Source organism: Kitasatospora sp. NPDC002522 (genome assembly GCF_053595195.1).
In genome coordinates this window covers 38,382-58,466 of sequence record NZ_JBSFXE010000022.1, presented here as the reverse complement: position 1 = coordinate 58,466, position 20,085 = coordinate 38,382, and the positions used below count along the sequence as shown (strand labels likewise).

Below are 20,085 nucleotides of genomic sequence, written 5' to 3'. Positions count from 1 at the left end.
ATGACCTCACGAACGATCAGGAGCTCCCCGACGTGCGCCTGCGCAGCCTCGCCACCGCCCTCACCACCACCGCCCTCGCGGGCCTCACCGTGCTCGGCGCGGGACAGCCGGCCGGCGCCCACGGCGACACCATCGCCTTCGCCGTCACCAGCCTGGTCGACGGCCACCTCACGGTGACCGCCACCTGGCAGAACGACCACGACCCGGTCGACGAGAAGGTCGCCGGCGCCGTGAACGCCACCAGCGCGGACGGGCGCGCCCTCGGCCCCTGGCCGCTGGTGGCCGTCGCCGGACCGCCCGGGATCTACACCACCGCCCGCCAACTGCCGCCCGGACACTGGAAGGTGGTCGTCGAGTCCGGGTTCCCCACGCTCGGCCGCGGCGAGGCGGAACTCGACGTCACCGCGCTGCCCGCCGACCCGCCGAGCAGCCCGGCGGCCGCCACCGCCACGCCCACGCAGGGGCCGAGCGCCTCCACCGCCCCCACGGTGCGGGCGGCCGACCCGGCCCCGGCGAAGGCCGGGACGCCGACCTGGGTGGTGGCCGTCGCCGCCGCGGTCGCCGCCACGCTGGTGGTCGGCGCCCTCCTGCTCGCCCGCCGCCGCCCGACCCGCTGAGCGACTCGCCTCAGGTGGCGGAGTGCGACTCCACCGCCAGGGCGACGAGTTCGGCCCACCAGGGTTCGCGATGGTGGGTGAGGAGGTGCTGGGCCTCGGCGGGGGTCACGGGGCGGACCTCGACGACCTGCTCGCCGTCGGCGGGGTTGGTGGGGGCCGAGTCGAGGACGACCTCGGCCCAGCCCCAGAGCCAGGCCTTGACCGGGTGGGGCTGCCAGGGGCGGTAGGGGACGGGCCCGTCGGCGACGGCGCGGTGGGCGCCGATCCAGGTGGGCGGGCCGGCCAGGCTCGCGCCCGCCTCCTCGCGCAACTCCCGCTCCAGGCAGGACTCCACGCTCTCCTCGGCCTCCCGGGTACCGCCCGGGAGGAACCAGTGGCCGCGGGTGTCCCGGCACAGCACCACCCGGCCCTCGACGAAGCCCACCAGGTGGATGTTGGTGATCAGCTCGTCGGCCGGCAGCTGCACCGAGAACTGGGCGTCGATGCCGCCCCACTCCCATCGCTGCGGTGCGTGCAGCGCGGGGAACCTGGCTGCCAGGTCGGCGGTCTCGGCCGCGGTCCGGTGTGTGGTCAGGGGCTGTGCCGTCTCTCGCTGAGTCATCTCCGTCATTGATCGATCGTAGTCCTGACCGGCCGCCACCGGGCCCGGCCGGTCACTCCGGCTGACGGAACGTCACCCGGATGTGTCATCACGTCAATCAGCCGCGCCGATCCGTCACCCGCCCGTGGTCTCCCGCTCACCCGGCCGGCGGTGACGCCGCCTCGGGAACGGTGACGCCACCGCCGTCGGCGGCGTCACCGGGACGCGCGGTCACTCCCGGACGGTGAGCACCTCGTACGCCGCCGCCCGCACCTCCGGCTCCGGGTGGACCCGCAGCACGCCGAGCAGCTCCCGCCAGCCGCCGGACCAGTCGTGGCGCGGCCCCAGCCGGGCGGCCGCCGACACCGCCAGCAGTCCGGGCACCAGCGCGCCGCGCTCGGCGAGCGCCCGCACCGGGGCGATCGCCGCCGCGGGCGGCAGCTCACCGCCCGCGATGGCCATGCCGAGCCGCTCCGCCATCCGCCCGGCCAGCACCGGCCGACCGTCCAGCGCGGCGGCCAACCGGTCCAGGTCCGCGGCGAAGTCCGGCCCCGCCGGGTCCGTCACCCGTACCAGCAGGGTGGTGCGGACCGCCAACAGCTCCTGGTGGCCCGCCAGTTGGTCGGCGAGCGCGAGCAGCGCCGACCGGTGCGAGGGGTCGCGCTCGATCCCCGCCAGCGACTCGATCCGCTGCCGGGCCGGCAGGTCCCGCAGCGCGGAGGGCCCGGGTTCCGCCTGCCCGTCGGCGGTCAGCAGCATCGCCACCGCCCGCCCGAACAGGCTGCCGGGCGCCGCCCCGCCGACGGGGTGGGCCTGGCCGGAGACCGCCAGCCGGCGCAGCGCCTCCGCCGCCTGCCGCCAACGGCCGCGGTCGTCCAGGTCGGCGACCAGCTCCGGCAGCGGATCGGCCGCCGCGGGCACGTACCCGGCCCAGGTCGGCAGGATCGCGATGGCCGCCCGGGCCGCCGCCTGGTCCGGGTCGGCGGACGGCCGGGTCGCGACCGCCGCCACCAGGGCGGCGTAGCGCGCGTGGTGCCGGGACTCCAGCCGGAACGGCGTCACCCCGAGCACCGCCCGCCGCACCTGCGGCTCCGGGGCGTCGGCGGCCTCGGCGAGCAGGGCCCAGACCGGCTCGGCGTCCAGCAGGCCGGAGGTCCAGGCGGCCGCGGCGGCCCGCACGTCCGGGTGCTGGCCGGGTGCGTGGAAGGCCGCGGCGAGCAGCTCGGCGGCCTGCGCGGGCGGCAGGAACCGGGCGGCCAGCCGCACCGCCTCCTTGCGCGAGGTGACCTTGACGCCCTCGGTGCGGGTCGCCAACTCGTGGAGAACGGCCACGAGTCGGTCCGGCGGGGCGAACCGGGCGGCCCGCCCGGCGGCGTGGACCGCGACCCGGGCCCGGTCGTCGCCGGCGTGCGCCAGCAGCTCCGGCAGTGCGGCGGCCGGGTCGTCCGTCCACGGCAGCGCGCCGAGCGCCGCCTCGGCGAGCAGGGTGTCGCCGTCGTCGAGGTGGCGTCGCACCAGGCGCCGCCCGTGGTGCGGCAGCAGCGCCGCCCGGCCGATCGCCGAGGCCCGCTCGGTGCCGCTGCGCTCCGGGTCGGCGGCGATCGCGGCGAGGAAGCCGGCCAGCCGCTCCACCTGCCGGGGCAGCCAGCGGTCCGCGTCGTACGCCTCCGGCAGCGGACGCAGCTCGCCGCGGCGCAGGAACCGCCCGTACGGCGGGGCGTCGGCCAGCAGCAGGTCCAGCAGGTCGGTGCGGACCCGGCCCAGGTGGCGTCGGACCCGCCACAGCACCACCGCGGAGGGTTCGATCTCGATCGCGGTCAGGATCCGCTCACCGCGGCCGCGGCGCGGCTCCAGCCAGAGGTCCAGCGCGGTGGTGAACTCCTCGTCCCGCCCGGTGCGCAGCACGCCCAGCAGCCGCTCGCCGAGTTCGGGCAGCAGTTCGGCGCGCCGCCCGAGCGCCCGGACCAGCGCGAACAGCAGGGCGTGCCGCCCGTGCCGGTCCTCCCGGTCCAGCCACGGCCGCAGCGCGTCCAGCACCTGCTTCTGCTGGCCGCGCCGGAGCTTGCCCTCCAGTGAGCCGAGGGCCAACGCGCCGGTGCGGGCGGTCAGTTGCTCCACCGTCTCGAGCGCCCAGCCGAGCAGCGCGGGCCGCTCGCCGGTGGGGTGCGCACGCAGCACGGCGAGCGCCAGCGTGCCGAGCGCGCTCCGGCTCGCCGCGGAGAGGTCCCGGGCGGCCAGCGCCTCGGTGGCCAACTGGCGGAGCGGTTCGGAGTGTTCGTCGGTGAGGCGGTACGCCGGGAAGCCGGTGGCGAGTGCGGTCAGGGCGGCCTGACGGACCGGGTCCCGCTCGTTGCGGACCCGGCGCAGTTCGGCGAGCAGGCCGGAGGTGGCCGCCGGGTCGGCGTCGGCGGCCGCGACGGCCACCAGGTGCCGCCAGGCGGCGGCGCGCTCGTCCGCGTCCGGCCGGCGGGTGGCGGCCAGCAGTTCCGGACGTGCGTCGGCGGGCGGCAGCAGGGCCGTCAGGTGGCGCAGCTCCCGCTCCTCGCGCCCCTGTGCGAGCGCCTCCTCGCGCAGCCGGCGGACCTCCGCCCAGCGCCGCTCGCGCGGCAGCAGCTTCAGCACCTGGTCCGTCAACTGTGCTTCGGTGAGCGGCAGTTCGCCGCGCGCCAGGTCCAGGAAGGCGGACCGGCGGGACGGCGGGAGTGCGCGCAGCAGGGCGGCCAGCCGGTGCGGCTCGGCCAGCCAGCGGCGGCCCAGCGCGGGCAGCGCCGCCGGTTCGGCGCGGGCGAGCAGGCGCAGCGCGGCGCGGGAGGGCAGCGGCGACCAGTGCCGCGGGGCGCGGTCCGGGTGGGCCAGCCAGGCGGTGGCGCGCTCCACGTCGAGCCGGGCCAGGTGGCCGAAGCTCGCGGCGAGCCGGCTGGAGAAGTAGCGCGGGCCGAAGCGCTCCAGCAGCTCCAGCACCCGGGCGGGCCGGAGCGGCAGGGCCTCCAGGACGCTGTCGTCGTGCTGCTGCCACCACCCGCTGCGGTCCTCCGTCGGCCAGCCGGCGAGCTCGCGCTCGGCGTGGTCCAGCACCAGGTCGGGATGCCAGGTGGCCAGCCGGTACCAGGAGTTGACGGCGTGTGCGAGGCCCGGAAGCTCGGCGGCGATCACCGCGGGGGAGCAGGCCGGCAGCAGCGCCGCGGCCTCCGCCGCGCCCCAGTGCTCCCGCACCTGCGGCAGCAGGCGCTCGGCGAGCGCCGTCCGCCGGCCGAGCACCACCGCGTTCCGCAGACCGGCGCGGACCTCCATCGACCCGTCCCGGTACGCGGCCACCACCGCCTCGTCCGGCACCGGCAGGTCCCGCACCGCGCGGATCGCCCGCCCGCGCACCTCCCGGTCCGGATGCGTGAGCCACCCCGCCAGCCGGTCGGTCCGGGCCGCGACCACCGCCGCGAACACGGCCAGCCGCAGCTCGAACCAGCCCCGTCCGGCCAGCTCCTCGATCAGCGCGTCGACCTCGGCGGGCGACGCCTCCCGCACCGCCCGGGCCAGCAGCGTGTTCCGCTCGCGGTAGGGGAGCGGGTCCAGGGCGGCGAGGAGGCGATCGGCGTCGAGTCGAGACATGCGGGTCATTCTGGCGGACGACCGGCGGCGGTGGCCTGCGAGTTTCCACCGCCGACGGGAACGCCCCAGGGGAACGCCCCGCCGGGAGCGGGTCGCGGCGGGGCGTCTCCTGGCGGGGCGTCAACTCGCGGAGTTCAGCCCGCTCAGCCCTTGTACTGGGCGAAGATCTTGGAGAACTCGTACGGCGACTGCGTCACGTTGGTGCACTTGTAGAGCGGGCCGCCGGTGCACGCCGCGGCGTCGCGGGTCATCTCCCAGAAGGCCAGTTCGCCGAGGTGGTGCTGCTGGGCGAAGGTGACGAGCTGCTGGGCGTCGGCCTGGTTGTAGATGCCGTGGTCGTCGTTCTCGCCGAGCATCGGGGTGATGCCGGTCATCGCCCACAGCTGGGCGTCGGTCTTGGCGGGGTAGAGCGTCGCCAGCTGGTCGTGGGTGCTCTGGCCGGCCTGGACGGCGTCGGTGCCGTAGTCGGTGGTGGGCCGGTTGTAGTCCATCGCCATCACGTTGACCACGTCCACGGTGACGCCGGCGTCGCGGGCCGAGCGGACCACGCTGACGCCGTCCGCGGTGAGGCCCTCGGGGAGCACCGGCAGGGTCAGCGAGACCTTGAGGCCGGGGTGGGCCTGCTGGAGCTTGGCGAGCGCGGCGGAGCGGCGGGTGTTGGCGGCGGAGTCGACCACCGCGGTGCCCTCGATGTCGAAGTCGACGTACTTCAGGTCGTAGGCCTTGACCACGGCGTCGTACTCGGCGAAGAGCGAGTCCACGGTGGAGCAGGCCTGGGCGAGTTCGGTGCCGGAGGCGCCGCCGAAGGAGACCTTGACGTCGCCGCCCGCGGCGCGCAGCGCGTCGATCTGGTCCTTGGCCCAACCGGTGCGCGGGTCGTAGGCGTTGAACCAGGTGGCCTTGCAGCCGTTGGAGGTGACGAAGGCCAGCGTGAAGGACTTCAGGTTGCCCGCGGCGGCCATGTCCTTGAGCACGGGGGTGGGCCAGGAGCCCATGTCCACGTACGGTGCGACCGGCAGCGCCACGCCCGGCGGCGGGGTGGTGGTGGCGGACTGGCTCGGGCTGGCGCTCGGGGACGCCGACCGGGAGGGCGAGGCCGAGGCGCTGGGGGAGGTGGACTGCGACGGCGAGGCCGAGGGGGAGGAGCCGGCCGGGCCGGAGAGCACCACGTCGTCCACCTGGTAGGCGCCCTGGCCGTACCAGCCGTGGGTGTAGACGGTGACGCTGGTGGTGGCCGCGCCGGTGGTGAAGGAGGCCGAGAGCTGCTGCCAGCCGCCGTTGCCGGGCGTCCAGGTGGCCGGGTCGGTGACGCCGCTGCCGGTCGCGCCGAGGTAGACGTAGTGGCCCTGCACCCAGGCGGAGAGGCTGTAGGTGGTGTTGGGCTGCACGGCGACGGTCTGCGAGCACTGGGCGGTGTCGCTGCTGCTCGCCGCCGCGTTCAGCGCGTAACTGCCGCCGTGCACCGGCGAGGTGACGACCGTTCCGGTGCCGTTGGCGCAGCTCCACGCCCCGAGCGAGCCGGACTCGAAGCCGGGGTTGGCCAGCACGTTGACGGCGGCGGCGTCCGCGCCGGAGGCCAGGGTGGCGAGCGCGCCGGCCGCGACGACGGTGGCGCAGGCGAGCGGGAGCAGCTTGCCGCGCCGGGAGGCGGCGTGGCTGCGGTGGAGCGCGCGGGGCATGGGGGTGCCTTTCGGGACGTAGCCCGGCCTGACCGCGTGGAGGTCCGTGGGGGAGCGCGGTCGCCGGACCGGTGGGGGTCGGTCCTGAACGCCCGTCCGGGGGACGGGCCTTGAGCACGGTGCAGGGCGGGCGGCTGAGGCCGTCCGGTGCAACTCAAAATGGACTAGACCAACTGCGCGCGTCAAGCACCCGGCCGGCACTTGACCCGTCCTTAAGGCTCCCTTCGCCTGATCATCCGGGGTTGACTTCGAGTGCACTCCAACCGGCAGGGTGGCTCCCGCAGACGCGATCAGCGAGACGAGGGGAAGTCGGGATGCAGCAGCGGACGGTGGGTCAGGGCGGTTCGGCGGTCGGCGCGGTGGGCCTGGGCTGCATGGGGATGTCCTGGGCCTACGACCCGACCGGGTGGGACGAGCGGACCTCGGTGGAGGTGATCCGCACGGCGGTGGACTCCGGGGTCACCCTGATCGACACCGCCGACTACTACGGTCCCTACGTCAACGAGGAGTTGGTGGGCCGGGCGCTGGCCGACGGCTGGCGGGAGCGGGCGTTCCTGGCCACCAAGGTCGGGCTGACCGTCGGCCCGAACGGCGAGCGGATGGTCCGCGACGGGCGGCCGGAGCACATCCGCCGCTCCATCGACGAGTCCCTGCGGCGGCTCGGCACCGACCACGTCGACCTCTACCAGCTGCACCGGGTCGACCCGGCCGTCCCGCTGGAGGAGAGCTGGGGCGTCCTCGCCGAGGCGGTCGCCGCCGGAAAGGCCCGGGCGATCGGGCTCTCCGAGGTGACGGTCGAGGAGATCCGGCGGGCCCAGGCCGTCCACCCGGTGGCCTCGGTGCAGTCCGAGCTCTCGCTGTGGAGCCGCGGCGCCCTGGCCGAGGTCCTCCCCTACACCGAGCGGCAGGGCATCGCCTTCCTGCCGTTCTCCCCGCTCGGCCGCGGCCTGCTCACCGGCCGCTTCACCACCCCCGCCGACCTGCCGCCCGGCGACCTGCGGGCCCAGCTGGAGCGCTTCCAGCCCGACGCCCTCCAGGCCAACCAGCCGCTGGTCGACCGCGTGCAGGCCGTCGCGGACCGGCACGGCGCCACCTCGGCCCAGATCGCCCTCGCCTGGGTCCTCGCCCAGGGCGAGTACGTCATCCCGATCCCCGGCACCAAGACCCCGCGCTACCTCGCGCAGAACGCCGGCGCGGCCGGGCTGACCCTGACCGCCGATGACCTGGCCGCCCTCGACGCCCTCCCGCAGGCGGTCGGCAGCCGGTGACACCCGCCCGCGGGAGCTCGGCGCGGTGGACGCCGGGTCGCCGCGGGGGCGTCAGCCGCGGACCAGGCTACGGCCGGCCTTGCGCGCGGCGTCCAGCGCCTCGGTGTGGAACTGCTCGGCGAGCGGCTTGAGTTCGGCCATCGCCGGGTTGGCCGCGGCCATCGTGAGCTCGCGCTTGACCACGGTCAGCTCGCCGCCCCAGATGTCGCCGAGGACGCGCTCCAGGTACGGGGTGGAGTGGTCCCAGCCCTCGCGCGGGGTGCCGGGGCCGTAGCCGCCGCCGATGGTGGTGACCAGCAGGGTCGGGGTGTCCTTCAGCAGCTGGGCGGTCGGGCCGGCGGCCGCGATGACCAGGTCGACCCAGGTCTTGAAGTGCTGCGAGACGCCGTAGTTGTAGAGCGGCACGGCGATGATGACGGCGTCCGCGGCGCGCACCTCCTCGGCGAGGGCGGCGGCGGTGGCCAGCGCGGCCCGCTGCTCGGGGCTGCGCTGCTCCTCGGGGGTGAAGCTGCCGAGGGTGGCGTGGGTCCAGGCGTCGCCGGGCAGCGGGTCGGTGCCGAGGTGGCGGCTGGTGACGGTGCCCTCCGGGTGGGCGGCGGCCCACTCGGCCTGGGCGGCGTCGGCGATCTCGGCGCTGGAGGAGGCGGCGGGCAGGATGCTGGCGTCCAGGCGGAACAGGTTCATGACAGGTTCTCCAGGAGCATGGTCGGTCGCCCCGGCGGGTCCGGGGCGTGGCGGGTCGGCGGCACGGCGAAGTGGCGGTGCCCGTGGGATCGGGCCCGGCATCACCTAAACGGACTGTACCCCGGTTATCTTCCCGGGCGGTAGGTTGGTCCCATGGACAGACCGCTGGTGCCCTTCGGCGAACCCCCCGCCGAGCGGGCGGACGCCGCCCGCAACCGCGTGCTGCTGCTGGCGGCGGCGCGCGAGATGATCGACGAGCTGGGCGTGGAGAAGGTCACCATGGACGGCCTCGCCGAGCGGGCGGGCCTCGGCAAGGGCACGGTCTTCCGTCGCTTCGGCACCCGGGCGGGCATCTTCCGGGCGCTGCTCGACCACGACGAGCACGCCCTGCAGGCCCGGGTGCTCAGCGGCCCGCCGCCGCTCGGCCCCGGCGCCGACCCGGTCGACCGGCTGATCGCCTACGGCCGGGCCCGGATCGACTTCCTGGTGGGGCGTCACCAGCTGGCCCGGGCCACCCTGGACCGCAAGGCGCCCATCCCGGCGGCCGGCAGCCCGATGTTCTCCCGGCCGCACATCAGGATGCTGCTGACCCAGGCCCGCCTGGGCGTCCCCGAGGTGGACAGCCTCTCGCTCCAGCTCACCAGCGCGCTCGAGGGCCCGCTGCTGCTCTACCTGTCCGCCGACCCGGCCGAGGACGCGGACCGCACCGCGGCCGGCCGGGCGCTGGCCGACAGCTGGCAGTCCCTGATCGAACGGATCGCCCGCCGCTGACGGCCCGTCACCCCCTTCCGGCCCCCCTCCGAACGCGAAAGCACCGCGGGAGGCGCCTGCCCTCCCGCGGTGCTGACGTGTGCCCGGCGGCCGCTCAGCCCTGGTGGACCCAGATCATCTTCCGGCCGGTCTCCGCCGGGGCGGTGGGCTCCTCGTCGGCGATCCGGTCCAGGGCGTACCCGAGCTTGCGCGGGACGGCGGCGCTGGCGGCGTTGGCCTCGTCGCAGTGGATCTCGACCCGCTCGATGCCCGGCAGGCCGAGGGCGGCGCCGGTGAGCGCGCGGGCGGCGGCGGTGGCCAGGCCGCGCCCGGTGTGCTCGCGGTCGACCCAGTAGCCGATCTCCAGCGCGCCGGGGCCGATCCGGCCGTGCAGGCCCAGCGCGCCGATCACCTTGGCGGGGTCGTCGTCCAGCCCGAGGACGTACATGAAGTCGGTGCCCTGCTCCCAGATCTGCTCGCCGCGCACCGACATCTCCAGGCTGCCGGAGAGGGTGGGCGTCTGCTGGGCCCAGGGCATCCACGGGCGCAGGTGGTCGAGGTTGGCCGTCACCGCCGCGTTGAGTCCGGGGGCGTCACCGACCCGGCGGCGGCGCAGGTGGACGCCCCCGTCGAGGGCGAGGTGCTCCGGCGGGCGGCCCGTGGTGATCGGCTGCGGAGCGTTGTCAGATGCGTCGGTGGAGTAATACATGGAGCGGAGTATGAACCATGTGATACCGCCCCGACCAGGGGATATCTGGTTCCGGACGCCTCCCGGGCCGGTCAGAGCCGCACCAGGACCTCCTCCAGCGGTTTGCGCTCCAGGTCCGGGACGCGGGCGCCCTCGGCGGGGTAGCCGACCGGGATGACGTAGGCGGCGCGCTCCTCCGGCGGGCGGTCGCAGACCTCGTTGAGGAAGCGCATCGGGCTGGGGGTGTGGGTGAGGGTGGCCAGGCCCGCCTGGTGCAGGGCGGCGAGCAGCAGGCCGACCGCGATCCCCACGGACTCCTTCGTGTAGTAGGGCCTGGGCGAGTCGGGGCCCTTGTGCACCTCGAAGACCACGATCACCGCGGGCGCGTCCTCCAGGAACGGCTTGCGCCAGTCGGTGCCGATCGGGGCGAGGGCGGCCAGCCATTCCGCGGACGCCCGGTGCCCGTAGAACTCCCGCTCCTCGGCCTCGGCGGCCTCCCGCAGCCGCCGCTTGCGCTCCGGGTCGGTCACCACGACGAACCGCCAGGGCTGGACGTGCGCCCCGCTGGGCGCGGTCGCCGCGGTGCGCACCGCCCACTCCAGCACGCCCTCGGGCAGCGGACGGGTGTCGTAGTCGCGGACGGTGCGGCGCCGGGCCATCACCTCGTGGAAGGCCCGGCAGCGGTCGGCCGCCTCCTGGGCGGGGACGGCCATCGGGTGGAGCGGCACCGTCGGGTAGGTCGGCGCCTCGCTGGATGCACTGTCAACCATGCGCGACAGCACAGCACATGAGGGATCGTCAGTGGAAGGCGCCGTGCAGTCGAAGGCGCAACCTGGCAAGAACTGTCAGGCTTCGCGGACCTTGCCGTCCGCCACCACCAGCCGGCGGTTGACCGCGACGGTGTCCAGCATCCGCCGGTCGTGGGTGACCAGCAGCAGGGTGCCGGTGTACGAGGCGAGCGCCGCCTCCAACTGCTCGATCGCGGGCAGGTCGAGGTGGTTGGTGGGCTCGTCCAGCACCAGCAGGTTCACCCCGCGGGCCTGCAGCAGGGCGAGCGCCGCCCGGGTCCGCTCACCGGGGGAGAGGGTGGCCGCCGGGCGCAGCACGTGCACCGACTTGAGGCCGAACTTGGCCAGCAGGGTACGGATGTCCTCCGGGTTGGCGTCGGGCACCGCGGCGGAGAAGGCGTCCAGCAGCGGCTGCGTGCCGTCGCCGCCGTCGAAGAGGTGGCCGCGGGCCTGCTCGACCTCGCCGATCTGCACCCCGGAGCCGAGCGCGGCGCTGCCGGAGTCCAGCTCCAGCCGGCCGAGCAGGGCGGCCAGCAGGGTGGACTTGCCCGCGCCGTTGGCGCCGGTGATGGCGACCCGGTCCGCCCAGTCGATCTGCAGGTCGACCGGGCCGAAGGCGAAGTCGCCGCGCCGGGCGGCGGCCTGCCGGAGCGTGGCGACCACCGAGCCGGAGCGCGGCGCGGCGGCGATCTCCATCCGCAGCTCCCACTCCTTGCGCGGCTCCTCGACCACGTCCAGGCGCTCGATCATCCGCTGGGTCTGCCGGGCCTTGGCGGCCTGCTTCTCGGTGGACTCGGCGCGCTGGGCGCGGGCCTTCTTGTCGTTGTCGCCGCCCTTGCGACGGGCGTTGCGCACGCCGTGCTCCAGCCAGTTGCGCTGCATCTGGGCGCGCGCCTCCAGCCCGGCCCTGGTGTCGGCGTACTCCTCGTACTCCTCGCGGGCGTGCCGCCGGGAGATGGCGCGCTCCTCCAGGTAGGCGTCGTAGCCGCCGCCGTAGAGGTTCACCTGCTGCTGGTGCAGGTCGAGTTCGAGCACCCGGGTGACCGTGCGGGCGAGGAACTCGCGGTCGTGGCTGATCAGCACGGTGCCCGCCCGCAGACCCTTGACGAAGGACTCCAGGCGCTCCAGGCCGTCCAGGTCGAGGTCGTTGGTGGGCTCGTCGAGCAGGAACACGTCGTAGCGGGAGAGCAGCAGCGAGGCCAGGCCCGCGCGGGCGGCCTGGCCGCCGGAGAGCGCGGTCATCGGCAGGTCGAGGGAGACCTTCAGGCCGAGCGTGCCGGCGACCTCCTCGGCGCGTTCCTCCAGGTCGGCGCCGCCCAGCTCCAGCCAGCGGTCCAGGCTCACCGCGTACGCGTCGTCGGCGCCCGGGCGGCCCTCCACCAGGCCCTCGGTGGCCTCGTCCAGCGCGGCCTGCGCCGCGGCCACACCGGTGCGGCGGGCCAGGAAGTCGCGCACCGACTCGCCCGCGCGGCGCTCCGGCTCCTGCGGGAGGTGGCCGACGTTGGCGGTCGGCGGGCTGAGCCGCAGGCTCCCCGCCTCGGGGGTGTCCAGCCCGGCGAGCAGCCGCAGCAGGGTGGACTTGCCCGCGCCGTTCACCCCCACCAGCCCGATCACGTCGCCCGGGGCGACGACCAGGTCGAGCCCGGCGAACAGCGTGCGCTCACCGTGGCCGGCGGCGAGGTCCTTGACGACGAGAGTGGCAGTCATGATGCCCCGATCCTAAACGGGACTCCTCCCGGGACTTAATTCCGTTGCGGCGGCTCCCGGCGGCTGCGTAGCCTCGGAGGCGTCACATCCCCGCCTGTCTGGAGAAAGCCGTTGCTCGTCTGAGGTCATGAGACACCGCGCCACGCCACACCCGTGTCATCTCCGGGTGCCCATCGGCGTGCGGGCGCGAGTGCGACCTCGGCAGGGCAGCAGGCCGTTCGACTGCGCACCCGTGTCCCCGGTGTCTCTCCGTGTTGCTCCCCTTTCCACGGCAACCACGCAGGAGGCTCCTCCATGGCGCAACCGACCACCTCCATCCTCTGCACCGACCTCGGCTTCGAGTGGCCCGACGGCCGCAGCGTGCTGAGCGGCTTCCACCTCGCGGTCGGCCCCGGCCGCACCGGGCTGATCGGGCTGAACGGCGCGGGCAAGTCCACGCTGCTGCGGCTGATCGCCGGGCGGCTCACCCCGGTCTCCGGCACCGTCCGGGTGGCGGGCGAACTCGCCTACCTGCCACAGGACCTGACGGTCGCTTCGGACCAGCGGGTGGACGAGACGCTCGGCATCCGGGGCAAGCGCGAGGCCCTGCACGCCATCGAGTCGGGAGACGTCGACGAGCGGCACTTCACCGCGCTCGACGACGACTGGGACGTCGAGGAGCGCGCCCGCGCCACCCTCGACCGGCTCGGCCTGACCGAACTCGAACTCGACCGCACCACCGGGCAGCTCTCCGGCGGCCAGGCCGTCCTGCTGCACCTCGCCGCGCTGCTGCTGCGCCGCCCGGACGTCCTGCTGCTCGACGAGCCGACCAACAACCTGGACACCCAGGCCCGCGCCCGGCTGTACGACGCGGTGGCCGCCTTCCCCGGCGTGCTGCTGCTGGTGAGCCACGACCGCGAGCTGCTCGACCTGGTGGATCAGATCGCCGACCTGCGGGACGGCGAAGTCACCTGGTACGGCGGCAACTTCACCGCCTACCAGGAGGCGCTGGAGCAGGAGCAGGAGACCGCCGAGCGGCTGGTGCGCAACGCCGAGGCCGACGTGAAGCGGCAGAAGCGGGACTTGGTCGAGGCGAGCCAGCGGCTGGCCAAGTCCGCCGCCTACGGCAAGGCGCGCGCGGTCCGGCGCAACGACCCCAAGGCGCTGGCCGACAAGATGCAGGCCAAGGGCGAGGAGACCGCCGGCCGGCTGCGCGGCATGCACACCGAGCGGCTCAACGAGGCCAAGGAGCGGCTCGCCGCCGCCGAGGAGGCGGTGCGGGACGACGCGGAGATCCGCATCGACCTGCCGCGCACCGCCGTCCCCGCCGGGCGCACCGTGCTGACGCTGGACCACGTCCGGCTGGCGTACGGCGGCGAGGTCGACCTGGAGCTGCGCGGGCCGGAGCGGATCGCCCTGGTCGGCCGCAACGGCTCCGGCAAGACCACGCTGCTGCGCACCATCGCGGGGGAGCTCTCCCCGGCCGGCGGCGGCGAGGTGACCGTCCCGGTGCCGATGCGCCACCTGCCGCAGCGGCTCGACCTGCTGGACGACGACGCCACGGTGTTCGAGAACGTCCGGGGGTTCGCCCCGGGCGCGGGCGACAACGCGATCCGGGCCCGGCTGGCCCGGTTCCTGTTCCGCGGAGCCCGCGCCGACCAGCCGGCCGGGACGCTCTCCGGCGGCGAGCGCTTCCGCGCCACGCTGGCCGCCCTGCTGCTGGCCGACCCGCCGCCGCAGCTGCTGCTGCTCGACGAGCCGACCAACAACCTGGACCTGGCCAGCGTCCGCCAGCTCACCCAGGCCCTCGCGGGCTACCGGGGCGCGCTGATCGTCGCCAGCCACGACCTGCCGTTCCTGCGGGAGATCGGGATCACCCGCTGGCTGGAGTGGGACGGGGGTGAGCTCCACCCGGTGGACCCGCGCTGACGCGTTCCCGGGCCGGTCGCCGCCCCCGGAGCAGTGGTTGACGGCGCGTCAGATCCTGCTGACGGTCACGTCGTCGCAGTAGCCGTAACCGCTGCCGCTGCGCGCGTAGCAGTAGATGCGCGCGGTGGTGGCGGTCGGCCCGGTGGTGAAGACCGTCGAGCCCTGGCTGTAGGCGGTGGCGGTGAAGGCCGCCCGGGTGCTGGACCCGGCGGTGTCGTACTGCTTCACGCCCAGCGACAGTTCGCTGCCCGTCGCCGACACCTTGCCCCAGCCGGCGAGGCGGTAGCTGGTGTTCGGCTGCACGCTGATCACCTGCTCGGCGGCGGCCTGCGCCGGGCCGACCCGCACCGCGTAGCCGCCGCTGTGCGCGTTGGCGGTGTCCAGCACCGCGCCGCCGTAGTACGTCCAGGGGGCGAGGGCGCCGGATTCGAAGCCGCCGTTGCGCACCGGGTCGGCGGCGGTGCAGGCCGCGTCGTCGAAGGCGGCGGCCTGCGCGAAACCGGTGTCCGGTCGGCAGACCTGCGGCACGGCGGCGCCGAAGTAGTCGTGCCCGCCGTTGGCCGGCACGCTCGCGCCCGCGCCGCGGGCCGGGGACGCGGCGCCGAGCCGGTAGTCCGCCGGGTCGGTACCGCCCGGATTGACGAGCTGCGGGTCGGCGGTCAGCTTGCCCGGGTCGGTCGGCTCGTTGGCCGGGTGGCCGCCGTAGAACGCGTTGGAGTCCCAGCCGAAGTCGCCCGGCTTGTAGGCGTTGCCGCCGAAGCCGGTGTAGCCGCCGCTGCCCAGGTTGTAGAAGAGGTTCCCGCTCATCGCGGTGGTCGAGGTGCCGGAGCCCTGCTGGATGATCGCGGTGGTCGAACCGCTCGGCAGGTACGCCGTGTTGTTGTACATCCGGGCGTTCTTCTCGCCGACCGCGAACAGCCAGCGGCTCTGGTCGGCCCGGCTCAGGTTGTAGCGGACCACCGTCCCGGTCGAGGACGACCCGGCCCCGCAGGCCCCGCAGAACAGCATGAAGCCGCCCTGGTTGTCGTGGCTGTAGTTGTACTGGAAGAGCGCCCCGGTGTTGCCGTAGTCCGAGTCGAAGGCCATGCCGTCGTTGTTGTCGGAGAGCCGGCGGACGTGGTGCACCTCGTTGTACTGGACGGTGGTGTAGTCCGAGTTGATGGTCCAGATGCCCGCGTTGGAGCCCATCGGACGCATCGCGATGTCGTACGCGGTGTTGTGCTCGACCAGGGCGTGGTCGGCCGCGCGGACGACGATGCCGTCGCCGCCGGTGTCGCTGATCGTGTTGCCGCGGAAGACCAGGCGGGTGCTGGCGCGCCAGTTGCTGGTGGTGCCGCAGCCGTCGCCGGTGCCGTAGCTCGGGCGGCACATCCAGGTCGAACGGTTCGTCAGGCCCTCGCGGTCGACGTGCGCGACGGTCGAGTTCTGCACCGTCACGTCGTCGAAGTTGGTGGGCGTGGTGGTGCCGGAGACCCGGAACTGGATGCCGTTGGACCACTTGGTGGCGTCGCCGTTGACGTCGTGCACGTAGACGTCGTCGACCAGGTAGTGGGTGCCGACGCCGTCGGGGAGGTCGGCGATCTCCACCAGCAGGCCGTTGCGTTCGCGCTTGGTGGCGGCGGTGTCGGTGTAGGTGATCTCCAGGTCGCGGATCTCCCACTGCTCGACGTCGGACAGGTGGACGGCGGCGTTCTCGGCGGACGCCGGGTCGCCGGCCACCACGGGCCGCGCGCCGCCGGTGCCGTAGCCCGCCAGCGTGATCGGGGCGCCGGGGGTGCCGGAGCCCTGCGGCTTCAGGGTGCCGGTGCAGGTCGCGCCGCGCTTGAGCAGCAGCTGGTCACCGGGCTGGAACAGGTGCGCGTTCGCGGTGGCGAGGCCGTTCCACGGCGAGGCCTGGGTGCCGACGCCGTTCGAGGCGGCCGAGCAGTCCAGGTACCAGGCGGTTGCGGTGGCCGCGCTCGCCGCGGTCGCGGGGAGGGCGGGGGAGACGAGGGTGGCGGCGGCCAGCGCCAGGGGCACGGCACGCCGGAGGGTGGCGGGCAGGAGCATCGTGGGGACTCCCGAGAATGGAAGGGTGGGATGGGCGCCCGCCCCGCACCGTAGGTTGGCCGTCTGATCGAGTCAATATATTCAGACCTTTCGATCGATAGGCGATCGAATGATGCGAATTGATCGGACGTCAGCTACTCATCCCGCCGTACCCGCATGCCTTCGCCGGGTCAGTGGTACCAGGACTCCTCGGTCGGCCGTGCCCGGTGGGGCATCGGCCGCTGCGGCATCGGCAGCCGCTCGCCCGCCGCGACCAGGGTGCACTCCGGGTCGCCGCGCATCGCCGCGGGCAGCGCCGCCTCGACGGACACCGGCTGCGGCGGGTCGGTGGGCAGCGTGGTGTGCAGGACGGACACCTGCTCGTGGTGCCCCGCCACCTGCTCCCGGCCCACCTCGTGGCCGTCCACCAGCAGCTCGACCGCCCGGGCCGTCCCCAGGTACACCCCCACGGTGACCGAACACCCGGCGTACTCGCGGTGGAAGTAGTAGTCGCGGCTCATGACCTGCTCCCGGACGGGACGAGACGAGGGGTGTGCTGCTCCCATCCTGGCACCGCCCGCCCTGTCCAACCCGTAAGACGCTCCGGCGCGGGCCCGCGCGGGCCGGGCAGGATCGGGGCGCCCTGTTCCCGTCGCGCCTGGAGCGTCCCCGTGACTCCCGTCGAGATCCCCGGTTCGAAGTCGGTCACCGCGCGTGCGCTGTTCCTGGCCGCCGCCGCCGACGGGGTGACCACGCTGGTGCGGCCGCTGCGCTCGGACGACACCGAGGGCTTCGCGGAGGGACTGCTGGCCCTCGGCTACCAGGTGGAGCGCGGCGAGCGGGAGTGGCGGATCACCGGCCGCCCGCAGGGCCCGGCCGTCGACGGGGCGAGCGTGTACTGCCGGGACGGGGCGACCACCGCGCGGTTCCTGCCGACGCTGGCCGCCGCCGGGCACGGCACCTTCCACTTCGACGCCTCCGAGCAGATGCGCCGCCGCCCGCTCGGCCCGCTGACCGGGGCGCTCAAGGCCCTCGGCGTGGAGTTGGAGCACCACGGCAGCGACGGCCACCACCCGCTGAGCATCCGCGCGAACGGCGTCGAGGGCGGCGAGGTGACGCTGGACGCGGGCCTGTCCTCGCAGTACCTGACGGCGCTGCTGCTGCTCGGCCCGCTGACCCGCACCGGCCTGCGGATCACCGTCACCGACCTGGTCTCCGCGCCGTACATCGAGATCACCCTGGCGATGATGCGCAGCTTCGGCGTGCAGGTGGTCCGGGAGGGCTCGGTCTTCACCGTCCCGCCGGGCGGCTACACGGCGGTCCGCTACCCCGTCGAGCCGGACGCCTCCACCGCCTCGTACTTCTTCGCCGCCGCCGCGCTGACGGGCCGTGAGGTGACCGTTCCGGGTCTGGGGCGGGACGCCCTGCAGGGGGACCTGCGGTTCGTGGAGGTGCTGGAGCGGCTCGGCGCGAAGGTGGAGGTCGGGGCGGACTCCACCACGGTCACCGGCGGGACGCTGACCGGCGGGACCGTCAACATGCGGGACATCTCCGACACCATGCCGACGCTGGCGGCGATCGCGCCGTTCGCCTCCGGGCCGATCCGGATCGAGGACGTCTACAACACCCGGGTCAAGGAGTGCGACCGGCTGGACGCCTGCGCGGAGAACCTGCGCCGGCTCGGCGTCGACGTGGCGACCGGGCGGGACTGGATCGAGATCCGCCCGGGAACGCCGAAGGCGGCGGAGATCGCCACCCACGGCGACCACCGCATCGTGATGTCCTTCGCGGTCGCCGGACTGCGCACGCCCGGGATCACCTTCGACGACCCCGGGTGCGTGCGCAAGACCTTTCCCGACTTCCACGAGGCGTTCGCCGCCTGGGCGCGGGGCTGACCGGCCGACGGTCCGTCAGCCTGCCGGCCCGGCCCGTCAGTCCTTCACCGCGCCGCCGAGGCCGGACACCATGTGACGCTGCACCAGCACGAAGAAGACCAGCACCGGCACGGTCATCAGGGTGGAGGCCGCCATGATGCCGCCCCAGTCGTTCTCGTCCGGCTTGAAGAAGACCAGCAGCGCGGCCGGCAGGGTCTGGTGGTCGGTGTCCAGGATCAGCGTCTTGGCGAAGACGAAGTCGTTCCAGGCGGTGATGAAGGAGAACACGCTGGTCGCCGCGAGGCCGGGGGCGACCAGCGGGAACAGGATCCGCCACAGGATGGTGAACCGGCTCGCGCCGTCGATCCGGGCGGCCTCCTCCAGCGACTCCGGCACGGCGGCGACGAAGCCGCGCAGCATCCACACCGCGAAGGGCAGCGAGAACGCCAGGTTCACCAGCATCAGCGAGCCCAGGGAGGACAGGCCGAAGCCCGGGGCGACCGTGCCGAGGTCGCGGACCAGGAAGAACAGCGGAATGGTCAGCGCCTCGACCGGCACCATCTGGGCCACCAGGAACATGATCAGGACGGTGGTCCGGAACCGGAACCTGAACCGGGACAGCGCCACCGCCGCCAGGAACGCCACCGCCGCGGAGAGCACCACCACGACCACCGCCACCAGCAGGCTGTTGGCGAAGTAGCGGGCGAACCCGGAGACCCCCAGCGCGTTGCGGAAGTTCTCCAGGGTCGGCGCGAAGGTCCACGGCCGCGGGTGCGCGGAGGTGATCTCGCCCTTCGGCTTCAGCGCCGAGAGCACCATCCAGTACAGCGGGAAGACGGTGAGCAGGGCGATCACCACCGCGGCGGTGTCGGCGCCGTGCCGCAGCACCCGGTTGTCACGCTTGCCGATCACAGTTCCTCCCCGGAACGCCGCAGGGTGCGGATGTACAGGGCGGTGACGGCGAGCAGGATCAGCGTCATCAGCACGCCGATCGCCGCGCCCAGGCTGTAGTTCTCCGCCACGAAGGCCTTCTGGTAGGCGTACACGTTGAGCACCAGGTTCTGGCCGGCGATGCCGCCGCCCCCGGTCATCACGTAGATCTGGGTGAAGACCTTGAAGTCCCAGATCACCGACTGGATCACCACGATGACCAGCAGCGGCCGCAGCATCGGCAGCATGATCCTGCGGAACACGGTGACGGTGCCCGCGCCGTCGAGGCGGGCGGCCTCCAGGACCGAGTCCGGGATGGCCTGGATGCCCGCGTACAGGGTGATCATCACGAACGGGAAGCTGTGCCAGACCACCACGACCGCGACCATCGCGAACGCCGACCACTTGTCGTACATCCAGTTGTGGCCCTGGGTGCCGAGCGCCTCGTTGACCAGGCCGGTGTTGGTGTCCAGCAGGAACATCCACACCGTGGAGCCGGTCATGGCGGGCGCCGCCCAGGCGCCGAGCGCGCCGAACATCAGCATCAGCCGGGGCCACTTCCCGACCCGGGTGAGCAGCACCGCGCAGACCGCGCCGACCACCAGGGTGGCGACCACGCAGAACGCGGCGAAGCCCAGGGTCTGGCCGAGCACCGACCAGAACTGCCGGTCGCCCAGCACCTCGGTGTAGTTCCGCAGCCCGACGAACTCGGCGGGCACCCCGCCGGAGGCCTGCGGCTGACCGAACTTCAGCACCGAGAGCAGGCCCAGCTGGTACAGCGGATAGCCGAACAGCGGGATCAGCACCAGCGCGGCCGGCAGCAGCAGCCACAGCGGGGCGGGGATCCGGGCGAGCCGCCCGGCGGCGCGGCGGCCCTTCACCGGGCGGACCGGGGCGTCACCCTGGTCCGCCCGGGTGGAGACGGTCGTGGCAGACATCGACAACTTCCCGTCGCTTCTTCTCGGTTGACGGATGATC

The 20,085-nt window shown here is 74.2% G+C and carries 16 protein-coding genes; 5 read left to right on the top strand and 11 right to left on the bottom strand.

Features of this window, described 5'->3' with window-relative positions:
* The first annotated feature begins 32 nt into the window (after positions 1 to 32).
* Positions 33 to 617 carry a hypothetical protein gene (locus ACWD4U_RS19890; RefSeq protein ID WP_363453243.1) on the top strand — a complete coding sequence of 195 codons (585 nt, stop codon included), beginning with the start codon at positions 33 to 35 and terminating at the stop codon, positions 615 to 617.
* A 10-nt stretch (positions 618 to 627) separates the two neighbouring features.
* Here ACWD4U_RS19890 and ACWD4U_RS19885 read toward each other — a convergent pair whose 3' ends face one another.
* The 3 genes from ACWD4U_RS19885 to ACWD4U_RS19875 form a co-directional block, all read right to left on the bottom strand.
* Complete coding sequence (locus ACWD4U_RS19885; RefSeq protein ID WP_363453241.1) at positions 628 to 1,227, bottom strand: NUDIX hydrolase; 600 nt, start codon at positions 1,225 to 1,227, stop codon at positions 628 to 630.
* A gap of 201 nt (positions 1,228 to 1,428) precedes the next feature.
* Complete coding sequence (locus ACWD4U_RS19880; RefSeq protein ID WP_363453239.1) at positions 1,429 to 4,803, bottom strand: hypothetical protein; 3,375 nt, start codon at positions 4,801 to 4,803, stop codon at positions 1,429 to 1,431.
* 143 nt (positions 4,804 to 4,946) lie between these two features.
* Positions 4,947 to 6,482 carry a carbohydrate binding domain-containing protein gene (locus ACWD4U_RS19875; protein ID WP_363453237.1) on the bottom strand — a complete coding sequence of 512 codons (1,536 nt, stop codon included), beginning with the start codon at positions 6,480 to 6,482 and terminating at the stop codon, positions 4,947 to 4,949.
* 314 nt (positions 6,483 to 6,796) lie between these two features.
* Here ACWD4U_RS19875 and ACWD4U_RS19870 point away from each other — a divergent pair, with 314 nt between their 5' ends.
* A complete protein-coding gene (locus ACWD4U_RS19870; RefSeq protein ID WP_363453235.1) occupies positions 6,797 to 7,750 on the top strand; it encodes an aldo/keto reductase in 954 nt (317 codons plus the stop codon).
* A gap of 51 nt (positions 7,751 to 7,801) precedes the next feature.
* On the opposite strand, the gene ACWD4U_RS19865 is transcribed toward ACWD4U_RS19870, so the two are convergent.
* On the bottom strand, positions 7,802 to 8,434 hold the full coding sequence (locus tag ACWD4U_RS19865; RefSeq protein ID WP_363453233.1) for an FMN-dependent NADH-azoreductase: 633 nt from the start codon (positions 8,432 to 8,434) through the stop codon (positions 7,802 to 7,804).
* A 153-nt stretch (positions 8,435 to 8,587) separates the two neighbouring features.
* On the opposite strand from ACWD4U_RS19865, the gene ACWD4U_RS19860 reads away from it, so the two are divergent.
* Positions 8,588 to 9,205: a TetR/AcrR family transcriptional regulator gene (locus ACWD4U_RS19860; RefSeq protein ID WP_363453231.1), complete on the top strand. Its 618-nt coding sequence runs from the start codon at positions 8,588 to 8,590 to the stop codon at positions 9,203 to 9,205.
* Positions 9,206 to 9,299: 94 nt separating this feature from the next.
* Here ACWD4U_RS19860 and ACWD4U_RS19855 read toward each other — a convergent pair whose 3' ends face one another.
* The 3 genes from ACWD4U_RS19855 to ACWD4U_RS19845 form a co-directional block, all read right to left on the bottom strand.
* On the bottom strand, positions 9,300 to 9,893 hold the full coding sequence (locus tag ACWD4U_RS19855) for a GNAT family N-acetyltransferase (protein ID WP_363453229.1): 594 nt from the start codon (positions 9,891 to 9,893) through the stop codon (positions 9,300 to 9,302).
* Positions 9,894 to 9,964: 71 nt separating this feature from the next.
* Positions 9,965 to 10,642 carry a nitroreductase family protein gene (locus ACWD4U_RS19850; protein WP_363453227.1) on the bottom strand — a complete coding sequence of 226 codons (678 nt, stop codon included), beginning with the start codon at positions 10,640 to 10,642 and terminating at the stop codon, positions 9,965 to 9,967.
* 75 nt (positions 10,643 to 10,717) lie between these two features.
* Positions 10,718 to 12,367 (bottom strand): ABC-F family ATP-binding cassette domain-containing protein, encoded by a 1,650-nt coding sequence (locus tag ACWD4U_RS19845; protein WP_363453225.1) that lies wholly within the window; start codon positions 12,365 to 12,367, stop codon positions 10,718 to 10,720.
* Between the two features lie 294 nt (positions 12,368 to 12,661).
* On the opposite strand from ACWD4U_RS19845, the gene ACWD4U_RS19840 reads away from it, so the two are divergent.
* The gene (locus ACWD4U_RS19840; protein ID WP_363453223.1) at positions 12,662 to 14,275 is read left to right on the top strand and encodes an ABC-F family ATP-binding cassette domain-containing protein; all 1,614 of its coding nucleotides are present in this window, start codon (positions 12,662 to 12,664) and stop codon (positions 14,273 to 14,275) included.
* A 48-nt stretch (positions 14,276 to 14,323) separates the two neighbouring features.
* On the opposite strand, the gene ACWD4U_RS19835 is transcribed toward ACWD4U_RS19840, so the two are convergent.
* Positions 14,324 to 16,324: a carbohydrate binding domain-containing protein gene (locus ACWD4U_RS19835; RefSeq protein WP_363453221.1), complete on the bottom strand. Its 2,001-nt coding sequence runs from the start codon at positions 16,322 to 16,324 to the stop codon at positions 14,324 to 14,326.
* A 170-nt stretch (positions 16,325 to 16,494) separates the two neighbouring features.
* Positions 16,495 to 16,824 carry a hypothetical protein gene (locus ACWD4U_RS19830; RefSeq protein ID WP_363453219.1) on the bottom strand — a complete coding sequence of 110 codons (330 nt, stop codon included), beginning with the start codon at positions 16,822 to 16,824 and terminating at the stop codon, positions 16,495 to 16,497.
* Positions 16,825 to 16,974: 150 nt separating this feature from the next.
* On the opposite strand from ACWD4U_RS19830, the gene aroA reads away from it, so the two are divergent.
* Positions 16,975 to 18,198, top strand: a complete 1,224-nt coding sequence (gene aroA / locus ACWD4U_RS19825; protein WP_363453217.1) for a 3-phosphoshikimate 1-carboxyvinyltransferase — start codon at positions 16,975 to 16,977, stop codon at positions 18,196 to 18,198.
* A 36-nt stretch (positions 18,199 to 18,234) separates the two neighbouring features.
* Here aroA and ACWD4U_RS19820 read toward each other — a convergent pair whose 3' ends face one another.
* On the bottom strand, positions 18,235 to 19,089 hold the full coding sequence (locus ACWD4U_RS19820) for a carbohydrate ABC transporter permease (protein ID WP_363453215.1): 855 nt from the start codon (positions 19,087 to 19,089) through the stop codon (positions 18,235 to 18,237).
* Entirely contained in the window at positions 19,086 to 20,045 is a 960-nt protein-coding gene (locus tag ACWD4U_RS19815; protein ID WP_363453213.1) for a carbohydrate ABC transporter permease, read from the bottom strand. The genes ACWD4U_RS19820 and ACWD4U_RS19815 overlap by 4 nt, the downstream gene beginning before the upstream one ends.
* Between the last annotated feature and the right edge of the window lie 40 nt (positions 20,046 to 20,085).

Coding starts and splice junctions, on each gene's coding strand:
- ACWD4U_RS19885 (WP_363453241.1), bottom strand. CDS start 1,227: ATGACGGAGATGACTCAGCGAGAGACGGCACAGCCCCTGACCACACAC.
- ACWD4U_RS19880 (WP_363453239.1), bottom strand. CDS start 4,803: ATGTCTCGACTCGACGCCGATCGCCTCCTCGCCGCCCTGGACCCGCTC.
- ACWD4U_RS19875 (WP_363453237.1), bottom strand. CDS start 6,482: ATGCCCCGCGCGCTCCACCGCAGCCACGCCGCCTCCCGGCGCGGCAAG.
- ACWD4U_RS19870 (WP_363453235.1), top strand. CDS start 6,797: ATGCAGCAGCGGACGGTGGGTCAGGGCGGTTCGGCGGTCGGCGCGGTG.
- ACWD4U_RS19865 (WP_363453233.1), bottom strand. CDS start 8,434: ATGAACCTGTTCCGCCTGGACGCCAGCATCCTGCCCGCCGCCTCCTCC.
- ACWD4U_RS19860 (WP_363453231.1), top strand. CDS start 8,588: ATGGACAGACCGCTGGTGCCCTTCGGCGAACCCCCCGCCGAGCGGGCG.
- ACWD4U_RS19855 (WP_363453229.1), bottom strand. CDS start 9,893: ATGTATTACTCCACCGACGCATCTGACAACGCTCCGCAGCCGATCACC.
- ACWD4U_RS19850 (WP_363453227.1), bottom strand. CDS start 10,642: ATGGTTGACAGTGCATCCAGCGAGGCGCCGACCTACCCGACGGTGCCG.
- ACWD4U_RS19845 (WP_363453225.1), bottom strand. CDS start 12,367: ATGACTGCCACTCTCGTCGTCAAGGACCTCGCCGCCGGCCACGGTGAG.
- ACWD4U_RS19840 (WP_363453223.1), top strand. CDS start 12,662: ATGGCGCAACCGACCACCTCCATCCTCTGCACCGACCTCGGCTTCGAG.
- ACWD4U_RS19835 (WP_363453221.1), bottom strand. CDS start 16,324: ATGCTCCTGCCCGCCACCCTCCGGCGTGCCGTGCCCCTGGCGCTGGCC.
- ACWD4U_RS19830 (WP_363453219.1), bottom strand. CDS start 16,824: ATGAGCCGCGACTACTACTTCCACCGCGAGTACGCCGGGTGTTCGGTC.
- ACWD4U_RS19815 (WP_363453213.1), bottom strand. CDS start 20,045: ATGTCTGCCACGACCGTCTCCACCCGGGCGGACCAGGGTGACGCCCCG.